Source organism: Bacillus sp. MUM 116 (genome assembly GCF_001866655.1).
Classification (GTDB): Bacteria; Bacillota; Bacilli; order Bacillales; family Cytobacillaceae; genus Neobacillus.
Window position 1 is genome coordinate 18119 of the sequence record NZ_MLYR01000067.1, and the last position, 15592, is coordinate 33710.

General features: G+C 40.1%; 12 protein-coding genes. 2 read left to right on the forward strand and 10 right to left on the reverse strand.

Going from position 1 to position 15592, the window contains the following annotated elements; all coding sequences use genetic code 11:
• The first annotated feature begins 17 nt into the window (after positions 1 to 17).
• The gene (locus BIV60_RS16675; protein WP_071356837.1) at positions 18 to 2417 is read left to right on the forward strand and encodes a M14 family zinc carboxypeptidase; all 2400 of its coding nucleotides are present in this window, start codon (positions 18 to 20) and stop codon (positions 2415 to 2417) included.
• A 44-nt stretch (positions 2418 to 2461) separates the two neighbouring features.
• Here BIV60_RS16675 and BIV60_RS16680 read toward each other — a convergent pair whose 3' ends face one another.
• The 4 genes from BIV60_RS16680 to mce form a co-directional block, all read right to left on the reverse strand.
• On the reverse strand, positions 2462 to 3739 hold the full coding sequence (locus BIV60_RS16680) for a DNA polymerase IV (protein ID WP_071356838.1): 1278 nt from the start codon (positions 3737 to 3739) through the stop codon (positions 2462 to 2464).
• A gap of 167 nt (positions 3740 to 3906) precedes the next feature.
• Positions 3907 to 5028 (reverse strand): M20/M25/M40 family metallo-hydrolase, encoded by a 1122-nt coding sequence (locus tag BIV60_RS16685; RefSeq protein WP_071356839.1) that lies wholly within the window; start codon positions 5026 to 5028, stop codon positions 3907 to 3909.
• 95 nt (positions 5029 to 5123) lie between these two features.
• Positions 5124 to 6674 (reverse strand): acyl-CoA carboxylase subunit beta, encoded by a 1551-nt coding sequence (locus BIV60_RS16690; protein ID WP_071356840.1) that lies wholly within the window; start codon positions 6672 to 6674, stop codon positions 5124 to 5126.
• Complete coding sequence (gene mce / locus BIV60_RS16695; RefSeq protein ID WP_071356841.1) at positions 6667 to 7089, reverse strand: methylmalonyl-CoA epimerase; 423 nt, start codon at positions 7087 to 7089, stop codon at positions 6667 to 6669. The genes BIV60_RS16690 and mce overlap by 8 nt, the downstream gene beginning before the upstream one ends.
• Before the next feature lie 156 nt (positions 7090 to 7245).
• Between mce and prli42 the strand changes: the two genes are divergently transcribed.
• On the forward strand, positions 7246 to 7344 hold the full coding sequence (gene prli42 / locus BIV60_RS29770) for a stressosome-associated protein Prli42 (protein ID WP_177177323.1): 99 nt from the start codon (positions 7246 to 7248) through the stop codon (positions 7342 to 7344).
• 36 nt (positions 7345 to 7380) lie between these two features.
• Here the strand turns inward: prli42 and BIV60_RS16700 are convergent, their stop codons facing one another.
• From BIV60_RS16700 to BIV60_RS16725, 6 genes are all read right to left on the reverse strand, one after another.
• Entirely contained in the window at positions 7381 to 7893 is a 513-nt protein-coding gene (locus BIV60_RS16700; protein WP_071356850.1) for a L,D-transpeptidase, read from the reverse strand.
• A 103-nt stretch (positions 7894 to 7996) separates the two neighbouring features.
• Positions 7997 to 8434, reverse strand: coding sequence for a BrxA/BrxB family bacilliredoxin (locus tag BIV60_RS16705; protein WP_071356842.1), 438 nt, complete (start codon positions 8432 to 8434; stop codon positions 7997 to 7999).
• Positions 8435 to 8622: 188 nt separating this feature from the next.
• Entirely contained in the window at positions 8623 to 9969 is a 1347-nt protein-coding gene (locus BIV60_RS16710; protein WP_071356843.1) for a hypothetical protein, read from the reverse strand.
• 195 nt (positions 9970 to 10164) lie between these two features.
• Positions 10165 to 11295 carry a methylmalonyl Co-A mutase-associated GTPase MeaB gene (gene meaB, locus BIV60_RS16715; RefSeq protein ID WP_071356844.1) on the reverse strand — a complete coding sequence of 377 codons (1131 nt, stop codon included), beginning with the start codon at positions 11293 to 11295 and terminating at the stop codon, positions 10165 to 10167.
• Positions 11296 to 13488: a methylmalonyl-CoA mutase gene (gene scpA, locus BIV60_RS16720; RefSeq protein ID WP_071356845.1), complete on the reverse strand. Its 2193-nt coding sequence runs from the start codon at positions 13486 to 13488 to the stop codon at positions 11296 to 11298. It abuts the gene before it with no gap.
• Positions 13475 to 15403, reverse strand: coding sequence for a methylmalonyl-CoA mutase subunit beta (locus BIV60_RS16725; RefSeq protein WP_071356846.1), 1929 nt, complete (start codon positions 15401 to 15403; stop codon positions 13475 to 13477). The genes scpA and BIV60_RS16725 overlap by 14 nt, the downstream gene beginning before the upstream one ends.
• Between the last annotated feature and the right edge of the window lie 189 nt (positions 15404 to 15592).

The following is a 15592-nucleotide window of genomic DNA, read 5'->3' on the forward strand; positions in this document are numbered from 1 at the left end:
AAAGGGCGGATGGAAAAATGAAGAAAAAGAAAGCGGTTGCAAGTCTTTTGACAATAGGTTTGTTTACAACTACGATTCCTTTTACTGCAAGTTTTGCCGATGGACCAAAATGGACGAATGTCAATGTGTATGAAGAACAAGATGGAAGTAAGTTTAATAGTGAAAACTATGATTTTGTTAAATTTTCGCAAATTGGAACTAAGTTAAAAGATATTGAAAAACAATCAAACCGAATAAAGGTTGAGGTACGAGGAACTTCGGCAAAAGGACATCCTCTTTATGTCGTAACAATTGCCGATCCAACCACTCAAGGGAAATTTGGAAAAATCCAGGCCTTAAGAAAACAAATGTTTAAAAATCCAGGAAAAGCGCAGGACTGGATTGCTAATAATTCTGATTTTAAAGTTCCGATTATGATTAACGGTTCCATTCACGGGACAGAATTCGCAGGAAGCGATGCCATTCTTCAATTAATTGAACGCTTTGCCACACAAAATGACCAGGAAACGAAAAACATTTTAGCGAATAATATTCTTATATTTAATGTAGTGCAAAATCCTGACGGACGTGTCGATGCTACACGTTTTAACGGTGAGGGAATTGACTTGAACCGTGACTTTATTACCCAGTCTCAGCCGGAAACTAGAGAAACCGCGGAGCTTATTAAAGAATGGAATCCAATGGTATTCCTTGATACACACGGTTACGTAAAAAATTACGCACCAAATCGCCAAGGATTAATCGAACCTTGTACGCCTCCTCATAACCCTAACTATGAATATGATCTTTACAACAAGTGGGCTTATAAACAGGCTGAAGCGATGGAAGCGCAAATTATGAAAGTAAAGGATCAATTCGTAGGAAGTACCCCAACTAATAGTAACTTATATAAAAACATGCAAGGTGTCTATATTCCGCAGCGAAATGATAAAGACGGCTGGGATGATTATCCGCCAATTTTCACACCAATGTATGCAATGTACCATGGGGCTTACGGTCATACGTTAGAAACGCCAACGAATGATTGGGATGGTGTCCGTTGGATGTATAATGCCATTATCGGGGCGCTAAATTTTGCAACGGAAAACAAACAAGCGATGATTACGGACCAAATTGAAATGTTCAAACGCGGAATTAACTTTGATCATCCTTTCCATAAGGACGGTTTCTTCCCAAAAGCTTATATTCTTCCGGCTAATGAGAAAGACCCAACGATAACAAATAAAGCAGTCAATCATTTAATCAACAATGATATTGATGTTCTTCAATCACCAAAAGCATTTACTGTTGATGGAAGAACCTATCCGAAAGGGACTTACATTGTGATGATGGATCAGGCGAAAGCCGGCTTGGCGAACACTATGCTATGGGATGGGGAAGACATTACAAATGATATTGGTGCCATGTACGATATTTCAGCATGGAGTCTGCCTGAACTGTGGGGCTTTGAAGCGGTGGCGACACAAAGCTCTATTAATGTGACGACCACAAAAGTGAACAAAATCAGTGAACAAGGTTCCATTTCTGGTAAAGGTCCATTCTTGATTCCAAACAGTTCGGTTAAAGCTATTAATCTAGTAAATACACTAATCCAACAAGGGTTGGAGGTCAAACGTGATGAAAGCGGGAACTTCTACACAGAAGCAACTGCGAATAAGATCTCCGCTGCCGTGAAAGAATCCGGATTGCAAATTGAGAGTACTGCAAAAGTACCAGCCGATGCTAGCGTCTTATCGAGCTTAAAAGTAGCTATTTTCAAGGATGGAGGAATTAGTAAAGTTCAGTCCCACAGTGGCACAAAGCTTGCACTGAAACGACTAGGATTTGACGTGACAGAAGTAACCCCAGTTGAAGTTGCCGAAAACGGTCTAAGTGGATTTGATGTTTTTGTGTATAGCGGATCATCTAGCTTAATTAGTGTCATCACGAGTGCTTCAAACAAGGAATTTGGAGTGCAAGACAAGGCGCAAGAAACGAAGCTGCGCGCGAACATTGTCGACTTTGTGAACAAAGGCGGTAAATATATTGCAGTAGGATCAACAGCCTCACAAGCAACGAATACCCTCGGTCTAACAGATGACACCGTTAATGTTGGTGGTTCTGATAGCAATGGAATTGTGAAGGTAGATTACGAAGGTACTGGTTTAACAGCTGGTTATGGTAAGGATGACTTCGGTTTTGTCTATCGTCCAGTTTGGTATACAAATACTGGAAATGATAAAGTTGTTGCCAAATATGCCAACGCGAATGATTTCTTTGTTGCTGGTCACTGGAGAAATAACCAAAATGCAAAAGGTCAGGCCGTAGTAGTAAAAGAACAGAATAAAGACGTTACCTTGATTGGACTTGAAGCAGGCTTCCGTGATCATACTGATTACCTTTTCCGTCTCCTATCCAATACAATATTTGAAAAATAAGAATTTCAAAGCTCCGCTTTGTTTTCACCACCAAAGCGGAGCTTTTATTCTTCTTTATGCTTTTCCGGAAACGACCGTAAAAAATCCTTATTAAAGCTTGTCGCGGTTCCTATTTTGTGATTGGGGTCAATTGGTTTTTGCGAAGAAGCAGTCTCAACGATATGTTTTCCGTACTTTTCCTGAAGGACCGAAATCGTCTTAAGCAATGGCTCCTTCTTCGCCTCCTTTTCATAGGAAAACAAATCAAGCTGCTTATAAGCCTCTTCTTGGTCTAGTAAATCAGATCCGGTAATACCTAATAACCTTACAGGATCTCCATTCCAATGCTTGATAAATAACTGCTTTGCAGCAGTCGAAATTTCCTCTTTTTGGCTAATTGGATTTGAAAGTTTTTTACTTCTGGTAATCGTCTTTCGATCTTTAAAACGAATCGTAATCCCCAAAGTAGATGCGAGGACGTTTTTACGCTTTAATCTGACTGAAACCGTTTCTGCTAATGAATCGAGAACATGGAATAACTCTTGCTGATTACTAATATCCCTTGGAAGTGTTGTAGAATTGCCAATGCTTTTAAAATCGGCAACCGATTCTGGATCAACCGCCCTGGAATCAATTCCATTCGCACGATCTTTGATGCGAAGACCATTTATCCCTAACAAGTTTTTTAGCTGAACCTCATTCCCCATTGCCAAATCGCCAATGGTATAAATGCCAATCGTTGTCAGCTTTTCAGCAGTCTTTTTGCCGACACCGTGCATCTCATTTGTATTTAACGGCCAAAGAACAGATGGGATATCCCGTTTACGAAGAATCGTAATTCCCATTGGTTTTTTCATATCAGAGGCCATTTTCGCTAAAAACTTATTGGGGGCAATCCCAATGCTGCAGGGCAAATCTAGCTGCTCTTGAATTCTTTTTTGAATACTTTCAGCAATTTCAATCGGGCTCCCAATTTCATATGACTCCGTAATATCCATATAGCCCTCATCAATCGAAACAGGTTCAACAAGTTCAGTATATTGTCTGAGAATTTCAAACATGCCCATGGAAGCAGCGCGGTACCGCTCGAAATTAGGGGATTTTACAATCAGCTGTGGGCAAAGCTTTTTAGCCTCCCAAAGCGGCATCGTCGTTTTCACGCCAAATCTCCTTGCTTCGTAGCTGCAGGTGACAATAATTCCTCTTCGTTCTTCAACATTCCCGGCAATCGCAAGTGGTTTCCCCTTTAGTTCAGGATCATAGGCCATCTCCACCGATGCATAAAAGCTATTCATATCAACATGTAAAATGACTCTTCCGTTTTTCGGATACATTTCCTTCATGTTCGGCACTTCCTGTAAACTTTATAACTAAAGTACAATAAAGAAAACTCGCCGACTGGCAAGCCCCTAAGGGCGGTTCATGAGGCGTAGTTGCACTTATGCCTGATAGGAAAGTTTACTTTCCTATCGGCCAAAAAGGGGAGCAGCCCGCTCCCCTTCATACTGTATTATTGATTTGTTACTTCATCAATAATTGCCAACGTCATTTCCGCCAATTTGTATAATTCTTCAATTGGCATCCGTTCGTTCGTTGTATGAATTTCTTCATAGCCAACAGCAAGATTGACAGTAGGAATTCCAAATCCGGCAATCACATTGGCATCGCTTCCGCCACCGCTATGCTGCAATTCACAGCTGCGGCCGATTTTCCCAGCGGCTTTGCGGGCAATTTCAACGACTTGATCTCCCTCGCCAAATTTAAAACCTGGGTACATAACTTCAACATTCACTTCTGCTCTTCCGCCCATTTCTTCTGCAACTGTTTCGAAGGCATCCTTCATTTTTTGAACCTGTACCTGCATTTTTTCAGAGACTAATGAGCGGGCTTCAGCTAAAATATCCACTCGGTCGCAGACAATATTTGTCGCCTGGCCACCCTCAAAACGGCCAATATTCGCTGTTGTTTCTTTGTCAATTCTTCCTAATGGCATTTTCGCAATTGCTTTAGCGGCAATCGTAATCGCGGAAATCCCTTTTTCCGGTGCAACCCCTGCATGGGCTGTTTTTCCATAAATGACCGTTTTCACTTTTGCTTGTGTAGGAGCAGCAACGATAACATTTCCGACTAAACCATCACTATCAAGGGCATAGCCATATTTCGCCTTTATTAGGGAAGGATCCAATGCCTTTGCACCAACAAGACCGGATTCTTCTCCAGCGGTAATGATAAATTGGATTAATCCATGATCAATATTTTGTTCTTTTAAAACACGAATCATCTCAAACATGGCAGCCAAGCCAGCTTTATCATCCGCACCAAGAATCGTTGTACCATCGGTTACCACATAACCATCTTTAATAGATGGCTTTACACCTTTTGCCGGAACCACCGTGTCCATATGGGACGTGAAATAAATTGGGTCGACACCTTCTTTTGTAGCAGGCAGGGTACAAATTAAATTCCCTGCTCCATGGCCTGTTTGTGCTGTTGTATCATCTTCAAAAACTTCAAGACCTAAATCAGAAAACTTTTGCTTTAAAACTTTCGCAATTTCCGTCTCATATTTTGTTTCTGAGTCGATTTGTACTAATTCCAAAAACTCTTTCAATAGACGTTCTTGATTAATCATCTAGCCGAACCCTCCATTATATGTACTACACTCACTATTTTAGTATACCTTTTCGCGAAAATCTCATCAAATGAAAGAATTGCAAAATCACAAGGTTATAGCGGTATATTCCCATGCTTTTTATATGGTCTCGACTCTTTCTTCGAACGAAGCATTTCTAAAGATTGAATAATTTTTATTCTTGTTTCGCGCGGATCAATGACATCATCTATCATTCCCCTGCTTGCCGCCACATATGGATTTGCGAATTTTTCACGGTATTCTTCAATCTTTTGTTGTCTGACTGCTTCAGGATTCTCACTGTTTTGAATTTCCTTGGCAAAAATAATATTCGCAGCACCTTGCGGACCCATCACAGCAATCTCGGCATTGGGCCATGCAAAAACAAGGTCTGCGCCAATCGATTTACTGTTAAGAGCAACATATGCGCCGCCATAAGCCTTTCGTAAAATAATTGTAAGCTTTGGAACAGTTGCTTCGGAATAGGCAAATAAGATTTTTGCACCGTGGCGGATGATTCCTCCGTGTTCCTGCTTAACCCCTGGGAAAAAGCCGGTAACATCTTCAAATGTAATGATCGGAATATTAAAAGAATCACAAGTACGGATGAATCTTGCTGCTTTATCGGAAGAATCGATATCTAATCCCCCGGCCATTACCTTAGGTTGATTACAGACTAGACCAATAGTTTCACCTTTTATTCTTGCAAAGCCAACCACTATATTTTTTGCAAAATCCTTTTGAATTTCCATAAACGAATCTTTATCGGCAACCTGCTCAATCACTTTACGTACGTCATACGGACGCACTGCATCAAATGGAATTACATCCGTTAAGTCTGGCCGATAATCGTCTTCTTCTTCGACAGCAAGTCGCGGAGTTTTTTCTTCATTATTTTGCGGCAAATAGCTTAAAAGTTTACGAACATTATGTAAAACTTCGGCCTCTGACTCGGATTGAAAATGGGCGTTTCCGCTGATGGTGTTATGGACATTCGCCCCTCCCAAATCCTCTGCAGAAATCTTCTCCCCTGTTACAGTTTCAATAACTTTTGGACCGGTAATAAACATCTGGCTCGTCTTTTCAACCATAAACACAAAATCAGTGATGGCCGGTGAGTAAACAGCACCACCCGCGCAAGGCCCCATGATAACTGAAATTTGCGGGATCACCCCAGAGTAAATGGCGTTACGATAAAAAATATGACCGTATCCATCAAGTGAAACAACCCCCTCTTGAATACGGGCACCTCCGGAATCGTTCAGCCCTACAAATGGTGTACCATTTTTCGCAGCCAAATCCATAACAGTAGCAATTTTTTTAGCATGCATTTCTCCTAAAGCACCGCCAAACACGGTGAAATCTTGAGAGAAAAGATAGATTGGCCGACCGTTCACTTTCCCATAACCCGTCACAACTCCATCACCGGGTCCTTTTTGTTCATCAAGCCCAAAATCATGGGTACGGTGCTCAATAAAGGGATTTAATTCAACAAATGTACCAGTATCCACTAAAAGCTCAATTCTTTCTCTGGCCGTCAGCTTGCCTTTTTCATGCTGCTTGTCAATTCTTTCGTCCCCGCCGCCAAGTTCGACCTCTCTGCGCTTATCGTATAATTCATTTATTTTTTCATAGATGTCACTCATGATACCCCTTCTTCCCTTTTTTCTCACAAAGTTCATATAAAACCCCGGAGGCCGATTTTGGGTGCATAAAGGCAACATGCGCTCCTCCTGCCCCTATCTTAGGCTGATCTGAAATCATCCGAATGCCATTTTCCTTCATTTCCTTGATACGATCCTCTATTGATTCAACCCCAAGTGCAATATGATGAATACCCTCACCGCGTTTTTCGATAAATTTGGCAACAGTGCTTTCCGCTGAAGACGGTTCAAGTAACTCAATTTTTGTTTCACCAGCACTTAAAAAAGCTACTTTTAATTTCTCATTTTCAACCTCTTCAATCGCTATTAAGGGAAGCTTTAGTACTTCCGTATAAAAAGGAAGCGTTTTCTCGAGTGATTGAACTGCGATTCCAATATGGTCGACTTTTTTAATCATACTTATCCCTCTGATCCACTATTAAAATTAATTCGACAATTATCTTATTCGCCAAAAAGTTCATAAATCCTTCCTAAAATTGAGCGGTTGTTCAGTTGTTCATTTGGGCTTTTCCATGTAAAATAGAATAAAATAATCATAAGGGAGGTATTCTCATTGTCTAAAAAGAAAAATCAAAAAATTATTGTTATTTTAATGCTATTTGCCATGCTTGCCTCAACCCTCCTAATAGGGATTGGACAATTTATTAAATAAAACATATAAAAAGGGACTGCTGACAGTCCCTTTTCCTCATTTAATCGCACCATTCTCTACAGCTAATCTCTCAAATGATTTTTTTGTAGATATCACTAAAATTTTTGTTCCCAGCGGAATGAGTGGAAAAAGTGAAGAAATCACCTCATTTTGCATACGGATGCAGCCCTGTGAAACATACTTTCCTATCGATGCAGGTTGATTGGTTCCGTGGATTCCATAAATTCGACCATCCGTTCCCCTCGCATCAAAACCAATCCATCTAGTTCCCAATGGATTTTTTTGGCTTCCGCCTGTAATATTTGTTTTACGATAATAGGGATCTTTCGCTTTGACCGTAACAGTAAAAAGACCTTCGGGTGTTAGTTCCTGTGTTTTACCTGTTCCAACACTGACTACCGTTTGCACCTTATTATCATCAATAAATGCCATTTCATTTTTGCTCTTATTCACGATAAGGAAGGGATCTCCTGACAATGGATTGGACCCTAATGGCCAAAGCGGCGAAATGAAAAAAGCAATCAGGATGGGTGGTAATATTTTTATCATAAATTCCACCTGCCTTTTTCCCCTTAGTTTGTATCCATTTTCTGCACTTCATTCACCAAAAAGAAAAAAGATGGCCGCACTTGACCATCTTTTTAATAACGTATTAAATTTCATCACAGTATTGATCAAAATCTTTTTGCAATTTCCCAACAACGTTCATTGGGTCAAACCCTTCAATTTGGTGTCTTTCAATCATCGTAAGAATTTTACCATCTTTTAACAAAGCAAAAGACGGAGAAGATGGCGGATAACCAGTGAAATAGCTTCTAGCTTTTTCAGTAGCTGCCTTATCTTGGCCTGCAAAAACTGTCACAAGATGATTGGGACGCTTATCATAATGAAGTGCATGTGCTGCTGCAGGACGAGCCACACCACCGGCACAGCCGCAAACAGAGTTTATCATTACAAGAGTTGTACCTTTTTGTCCAAGAGCCTGTTCCACTTCTTCTGGTGTTTTTAATTCTTGATAACCGGCTGACACGATTTCTTCGCGCGCCTGTCGGACAACATCATTCATAAAAAAATTAAAATCCATACTCATATTATCACTCCTCACTTAAATATATCTATATCTACATATTAACAGTAAGAATGTAAGATTATCAAATGATTTTCCTTGAAATTAAGAAAGGCGCTGGAGCTAGACAATTCTCATTTTCCAAAGATATAAATTTTTATAGTACAAAAAAGACAGAAAGCCTTCGATAAGCTTTCTGCCTCTTTTTGAATCTATCTTTTTTCAGCTTTGTATGCAATTGCTACTTTAGCACTTTCTGCCTTTTTGGCATGTTGAATTGTCACATAGACTTTCCCTGAATTTTTTCCAAGTTGTTTTACCGTTAAAACCGCTGTTTTACTTTTTGCCTCTATTACAGCAAGCAAATTTCCTCCATTGCTGTAAACCTTGATTACAGCACCTTTTAGAATACTATTGTTCTTAATGCTTTTAACCGTAATTATATCTGCCTTTTTGCCCTTATTATTGGTTACACTGACTTGTGATTTATTCAAAGCCTTAGAAGGTTGGTACATCATGGAAGTCATTGCAGAATAAAGAACACTTTTCTTCTTATCTAAAGTAGCAAGGAATTGTTCCGGTGTTGCATTTTCATTAAGGTAATTTGAATATCTTTTAATCTTTGAGGCTGTTACTTTTTTATTAATATTCCAGGTTTCATTATTGATTTTTAGCGTAACACCTGTTAATCCTTGACCATCTGGAATGCTGTTAATATTTAGAGTTGTAGATGTTTTTCTCTCATAATAGTTTTTGTCTAAGAAAATATCTGTTTTTAGATTATTTTTACTTGTAAGCAGCGATTTATAAGCCGGATCATTTTTAAGTTCAGGCAGCATTTGCTTAAACTGTTCAATTCCCGCCTTAAACTCATCCTTAGTCATCTTAGTATTATCGCCTGCTGCTTTATTGATTTCATTCACCGCATTAACAATGTCTGCAATAGCCTTTTCATCCTTTGATAAATTAGTCAGGAAGGTTTCAAGTAGCTTCGGCAGTTCATTCGCATAAACTTGTGCTTGAACACGATGTCCTTTTACTGTAGCACCATGAACTTTAAAAGTAGTATTTGGTGTTACCTTTAGATGTGCAGGGAATGGGTTAGGTAAATTCCTTACAACAGGTGCAAGTAATTTCGTTTGCACATCCTTGATTAACTGTTGGTCTGATGACGAACCGCTATCAACTGGAATTCGAATTGGTTTTTTCGCATTGTCCAGTAAAATTACCATTTGTTTTTTGTCCATATAAAGACGAACTGGTATTTTACCTTTTTTATAAAGAATAATATTTCCTGCAAGTGAAACTGTATTGCTATCTTGCATTTTCGTTTCTACTTCCAATTTCATATGATTAAGAAGATTTAAAACTTTGAGAGTCTCTTTATCTACTTTAGTTTTGGAATATTTCAAATCAAGTGATAAAGTAGTTTTACTTTGAGAAGATTTAATTTGTGCACTGTTTAGGACCATTTTGTTCAAATCTACGCCATTGACTGCTTGACAGCCTGTAATCAATAGAATAGCTGCCATAATTAGTACGATTAGCTTTTTAAACATGTTTCACACTCCAACTATTAATCTAATTTTTTGTTTCCAATAATAGCATTTATTTTACTATATTCCTTATCATACCACCATTCTTTATTTTTTCTAGCATATTAAAATATTTCCAAAAACAATATTACCACTTTTTGTATGAAAAAGGTAAATATTTCTACTTATTTCCAAAAACTTTTAGAAAAAAGAAGATAATCAGAGATTACCTTCTTTAATAAAAAATCTTTTTAAAAGGCTTTCAACCGCCGAAGCTACAGTTTTTTCTCCGGCAATTACTTCATTTTCTATTTTTGGCAGCAGATTTTTAACCCCTTGATGATGATAAAAGTGGTAGTGGAGTTGGTCACTGATTAGCGCATAAAGCCATTCCCGGGATTGGATTTTTCTTCGCTCTGCAAACACTCCTGAATCTTTACCCTTCTGCTCAAAAGATTGAATCATATCCCAGATTCCACTTATCCCCTCTAAGGTTAATGAGGAGCATGTATGTGCTTTGGTCATCCAGCCTTTTGTGGCAGGCTGGAGAAAATGGAGGATGCGGTTATAGTCATTCCGGGTCTTTTCTGCTTTTGGCTTATTCTCCCCATCTGCTTTATGGACAATGATCGCATCGGCCAGCTCCATTATTCCTTTTTTCATCCCCTGTAATTCATCACCGGCACCTGTTAGGACAAGGAGCATGAAAAAATCAACCATGTCTCTAATAATGACCTCACTTTGTCCAACACCAACTGTTTCAATTAAAATCACATCAAAACCGGCTGCCTCACAAAGAAGGATCGATTCCCGTGTTTTTCGATGGACACCACCAAGCTTTCCCGCTGATGGTGATGGACGGATAAATGCTCGTGAATTTCTTGATAACTGCTCCATCCGGGTTTTATCACCTAATATACTGCCGCCGCTAATACTTGAGCTTGGGTCAATCGCAAGCACGGCAACCTTTAAATCCAAACTGCAGAGGTATTCCCCAAATGCTTCAATAAAGGTGCTTTTCCCGGCGCCCGGCACACCAGTAATGCCAATCCGAATGGAGTTTCCTGTGGATGGCATGAGCTTCTGCAGCAGTTCCTGTGCTTTTTGAAAATGATGATCGGCATTACTTTCCACAAGCGTAATGGCACGGGCAAGGATGCTTCGATTTCCATTCAATACACCGCAATATAATTCTTCTACGGAAATCTCTTGGGTATTGCGCTTTTTGAATCGAGTATTCTTTTGGAGGGAAGTCGCTTGAACTTCATGCTCTTCGCCCTTTCTTACCACACTTGAGCATAAATCAGGATTAGATGGATCGCTCCATTCCGGTTTTTGATCAGTCGCCATCTATTCCGCCACTTCCTCATAGCCCAGTTTTTGATAGATGGCCTGAATGACCTTTTGTGCTGCTACCGGAATGACGGTTCCCGGTCCAAAAATAGCTGCTGCACCTTGGTCATATAAAAATTGATAATCCTGTGCCGGGATGACCCCGCCTGCGACAACTAATATATCTTCGCGCCCAAGCTTTTTCAATTCAGTAATCAGCTGTGGAAGCAGTGTTTTATGTCCTGCAGCAAGGGAACTCATCCCAATGACGTGTACATCATTTTCTACTGCTTGCAAAGCTGTTTCCTCCGGTGTTTGGAACAATGGACCGATATCCACATCAAACCCAAGGTCAGCGAATGCTGTGGCAATCACCTTTGCCCCGCGATCATGACCGTCTTGCCCCATTTTGGCAATAAGGATTCGAGGTCTTCTTCCTTCATTTTCAAGAAATTCATCCGACATGGCTTTCACAGCGGCAATTTCTTCTTCATTGCTAAAGGCAGAGCTATAAACACCACTAATCGAATAGATGACCGCTTTATGCCTGTTGGCCACTTTTTCGATTGATTCAGAAATTTCTCCAAGTGTCGCTCTTTCCCGTGCAGCTTGAACCGCAAGTTCTAACAGATTCCCTTCCCCTGCTTCTGCCGCCTTCGTTAATGCATTAAGCGATTCTTGCACTTTTTGGTCATCCCTGCTTTGCTTTAGAGTATTTAATTTTTCGATTTGCTTCAAACGGACGGCGGTATTATCAATATCCAAAATATCAATTGGTTCTTCCTTCTCTAAACGATAACGGTTAACACCAATGATGATTTCTTTACCGGAATCAATTTGCGCCTGCCTGCGGGCAGCTGCTTCTTCAATTCGCATTTTCGGAAGACCTGTTTCAATTGCCTTTGCCATTCCGCCAAGGCCTTCTATTTCTTCAATATGCATCCAAGCTCTTTGCACCAATTCATCGGTCAGTTTTTCTACATAATAAGATCCTGCCCAAGGGTCAATCACCTTTGTAATTCCTGATTCCTCTTGAAGGAACAGCTGAGTGTTCCGAGCAATTCGTGCTGAAAAGTCCGTCGGAAGCGCGATTGCTTCATCCAGTGCATTGGTATGAAGGGATTGGGTATGCCCCATCGCCGCCGCATGTGCCTCAATCAATGTCCGTGTCACATTATTAAACGGATCCTGTTCCGTCAAACTCCAGCCTGACGTTTGTGAATGGGTCCTTAATGCAAGCGATTTATCATTTTTAGGATTAAATGATTTCATCATTTTTGCCCAAATTAACCGTGCTGCCCGCATTTTTGCCACTTCCATGAAATAGTTCATGCCGATCGCCCAGAAAAACGATAATCTTGGAGCAAATGAATCAATTTCAATGCCGGCTTTAAGACCAGTCCGTACATACTCCAATCCATCTGCAAGGGTGTATGCCAGCTCCAAATCAGCAGGGGCACCAGCCTCCTGCATGTGATAGCCGGAAATACTGATACTATTAAACTTTGGCATGTATTTAGACGTATACTCAAAAATATCAGCAATAATTTTCATCGACATTTCGGGTGGATAAATATAGGTGTTACGAACCATATATTCTTTTAAAATATCGTTTTGAATCGTGCCGGCAAGCTTTTCCTGGCTGACTCCCTGTTCTTCGGCAGTGACAATAAAGAAAGCTAGAATCGGTAAAACTGCCCCATTCATCGTCATCGAAACCGACATTTGATCAAGCGGAATTCCATCAAAAAGTGTTTTCATATCAAGAATGGAATCAATCGCCACCCCTGCTTTTCCAACATCACCGACAACTCGCGGATGGTCAGAGTCATAGCCGCGGTGGGTCGCCAAATCAAAGGCAACCGACAAGCCTTTTTGCCCCATAGCCAAATTTCGGCGATAAAACGCATTACTTTCCTCAGCAGTTGAGAATCCTGCATATTGCCTTACGGTCCACGGTCTGTTGACATACATGGTTGGATATGGACCGCGCGTATATGGGGGCACCCCCGGCAAATCATCTATATGCTTCAAACTTTCCCGGTCCTCTTCAGTATAAAGTGCCTTTAACTTGATTTGTTCATTGGTTTCAAAGAGTAAAGCTTCAATGGACGTATCGAGCTCCTGTTTCACTTTTTCTTCCCAGTGTTCTTTTTTGTTGAGCGGTTGCTCAGTAAACAGGCGCAAGTTTTGAAAATCAGGCTTTTGCATCGGCCTTCACCTCCATTTCGGAAAGTATTGCAGAAAGAGTTTCATGGCAATTGCTTTTTACATGAATGAACTCTTCAATTCCTTCTTGTTTCCATTGTGCTTGATGATCCTCTTTCGGTAACCCGGCTAAATAAAAGACCTTTTCTGGGAATTTAGTTTTTAAGGTTTTAACGAGTTTATGGCCAATTGTTTCATATTGTTCGTTTTGGCCGCAAAGGCAAAAATGCTGTGTTTTTTGATTTGCAATAAAATTCACTGCTTGTTCATTTGTAAAAATAGGCTCACTCCCAACCGCTTGAATACCTCCGGCAGAAACAAATCCTCTCATAAAATCAAATCTTGCTTTATATTGTTTTAATTCCCCAAGGCAAATTATCCCTAGAATTGGCGTAGAACTCGACCTATCCTCGACTTCTTTTGCCCTTTTCCTCAGTTTTTCATATGGCTCTGCTAATCTCTTTATCGTTATCGGTTCAATTTTTACCCCAGAACTTAACTTCTTAAGTTGTTGAAATTGAGGCTCTTCCCCGTTTATTAAATCTGTTATTGATTGTGTAACCAGAATTGCCTCTTCTTTTTCCCTTTGAAGAGCAGGCACTGTTTCATCCAGATTTGCATATACATTTGTTCCAACAATACTTTGTTTTCTTGTAAATGAATCTTGCATTCTTTTATTTCTAACAGTTGCAATCTCATTTTGGAGCCAGCCTGTCTTCAAAGCTTCCAGAATACCGCCATATCTTTCAATCTCCCGAAAGAACTCCCATGCGTTTTCGGCTAATTCTCCCGTTAATGCTTCGATATACCAAGAGCCCCCCGCTGGATCAATGATATTTTTCAAATGGGTTTCTACTTTTAAAATCAGCTGAGTATTTCTTGCAATTCTTTCTGAGAAAGAATTGCAGCCTGTTATTTCGTCAAATGCACCTACATGCAAATACTGAATACCCCCGATTACAGCCGCAAACGCCTCATTTCCAGCGCGAAGTAGATTTACATGCGGGTCATGAATGGTTTTGGTAAAGATTGAGGTCTCTGCAGAAATTTCCATTCCCCTGTTATCGTTCCCGGCCCCATATGCCTCCGCTATTTTACTCCAGATGATACGTGCTGCCCGGAGCTTGGCTATTTCCATAAAAAAGTTGCTGCCAATCGAAAATTTGAATATCATTTTTGAGAGAATTTTCCCAAGATCCATACCGCTCTCGATAAACTTTTGAAGATAGAAAACCCCTGTGGCTGCAGCAATTGCCAGTTCTTGAACTGCGTTTGCTCCGTTATCTTGGTAAGTTGATGCATTAATTAGGATGGTTCGTAAATTTGGAAATATAGCTTCTGCGGCACAAATGTTTTCAAACCAAAGCTTGAGAGATTTTTCTGAAAGGATACCTTCTTCACTAAATAGTGAAATCGGGTCAGAACCAATATATCCAGAAATCTTTTCACGATTTGCTCCGGACAGTTTTGCCAACAAGGCTGGCTGCATGCCTTTGGAATCAATAGCAAATGGAAATTTTTCAACCAAATCTAAGGACAAACTTGAAATATCATTATCTGATTCAAAAAGTGTTTTTGATACATCAAAAGAAATGGCAGTTTGTCCTTTTCCAACAGCAGAAGTAAGCTTTACCTTCAGTTCTTCCATAGTTGAATAGGGAATCCGCTGGGCCACCTTCCAATCATTTTTTATATATCCAAGCGGGTTTGTACCTCGTCTAAAATCCGATTCACCAGGATATTCTGAGGGTGCTTTTTCATCTTCTCGGGAATAAAGCGGTTTCAAAAAAATGTTTTCATATGTCGCACTTTGCAAGGACTCAACCGATTTCCCTTTTAAAGATTCCTCGGCTTTTGCTTTCCAATCAAGTATTGTCTTTGAAGGAAAAGACTGATTGTGCAAATTTTCCAAACTCAACAACTCCCTCCCAGTCAAATAATAAATATTCAATTAATTCTATTTTATGGTACAAACAGAATACAAGCAATAAGAAAAGCGCAAGCGCCTTGTTCAGCCCCGACAAGTGCTGGAGGGCCTGGCGGTGAAGTCGTTCTTTGACTTCATCGACAGGACCGAAGCAACCTAGGAAAAAAGCAGTTCATTTTT

Bases quoted from the DNA above. Each gene is read 5' to 3' on its own strand.
- BIV60_RS16705 (WP_071356842.1), bottom strand. From the start codon at position 8,434: ATGAGTATGGATTTTAATTTTTTTATGAATGATGTTGTCCGACAGGCG.
- BIV60_RS16680 (WP_071356838.1), bottom strand. From the start codon at position 3,739: ATGAAGGAAATGTATCCGAAAAACGGAAGAGTCATTTTACATGTTGAT.
- scpA (WP_071356845.1), bottom strand. From the start codon at position 13,488: ATGCAAAAGCCTGATTTTCAAAACTTGCGCCTGTTTACTGAGCAACCG.
- meaB (WP_071356844.1), bottom strand. From the start codon at position 11,295: ATGGCGACTGATCAAAAACCGGAATGGAGCGATCCATCTAATCCTGAT.
- BIV60_RS16690 (WP_071356840.1), bottom strand. From the start codon at position 6,674: ATGAGTGACATCTATGAAAAAATAAATGAATTATACGATAAGCGCAGA.
- BIV60_RS16710 (WP_071356843.1), bottom strand. From the start codon at position 9,969: ATGTTTAAAAAGCTAATCGTACTAATTATGGCAGCTATTCTATTGATT.
- BIV60_RS16700 (WP_071356850.1), bottom strand. From the start codon at position 7,893: ATGATAAAAATATTACCACCCATCCTGATTGCTTTTTTCATTTCGCCG.
- BIV60_RS16675 (WP_071356837.1), top strand. From the start codon at position 18: ATGAAGAAAAAGAAAGCGGTTGCAAGTCTTTTGACAATAGGTTTGTTT.
- mce (WP_071356841.1), bottom strand. From the start codon at position 7,089: ATGATTAAAAAAGTCGACCATATTGGAATCGCAGTTCAATCACTCGAG.
- BIV60_RS16685 (WP_071356839.1), bottom strand. From the start codon at position 5,028: ATGATTAATCAAGAACGTCTATTGAAAGAGTTTTTGGAATTAGTACAA.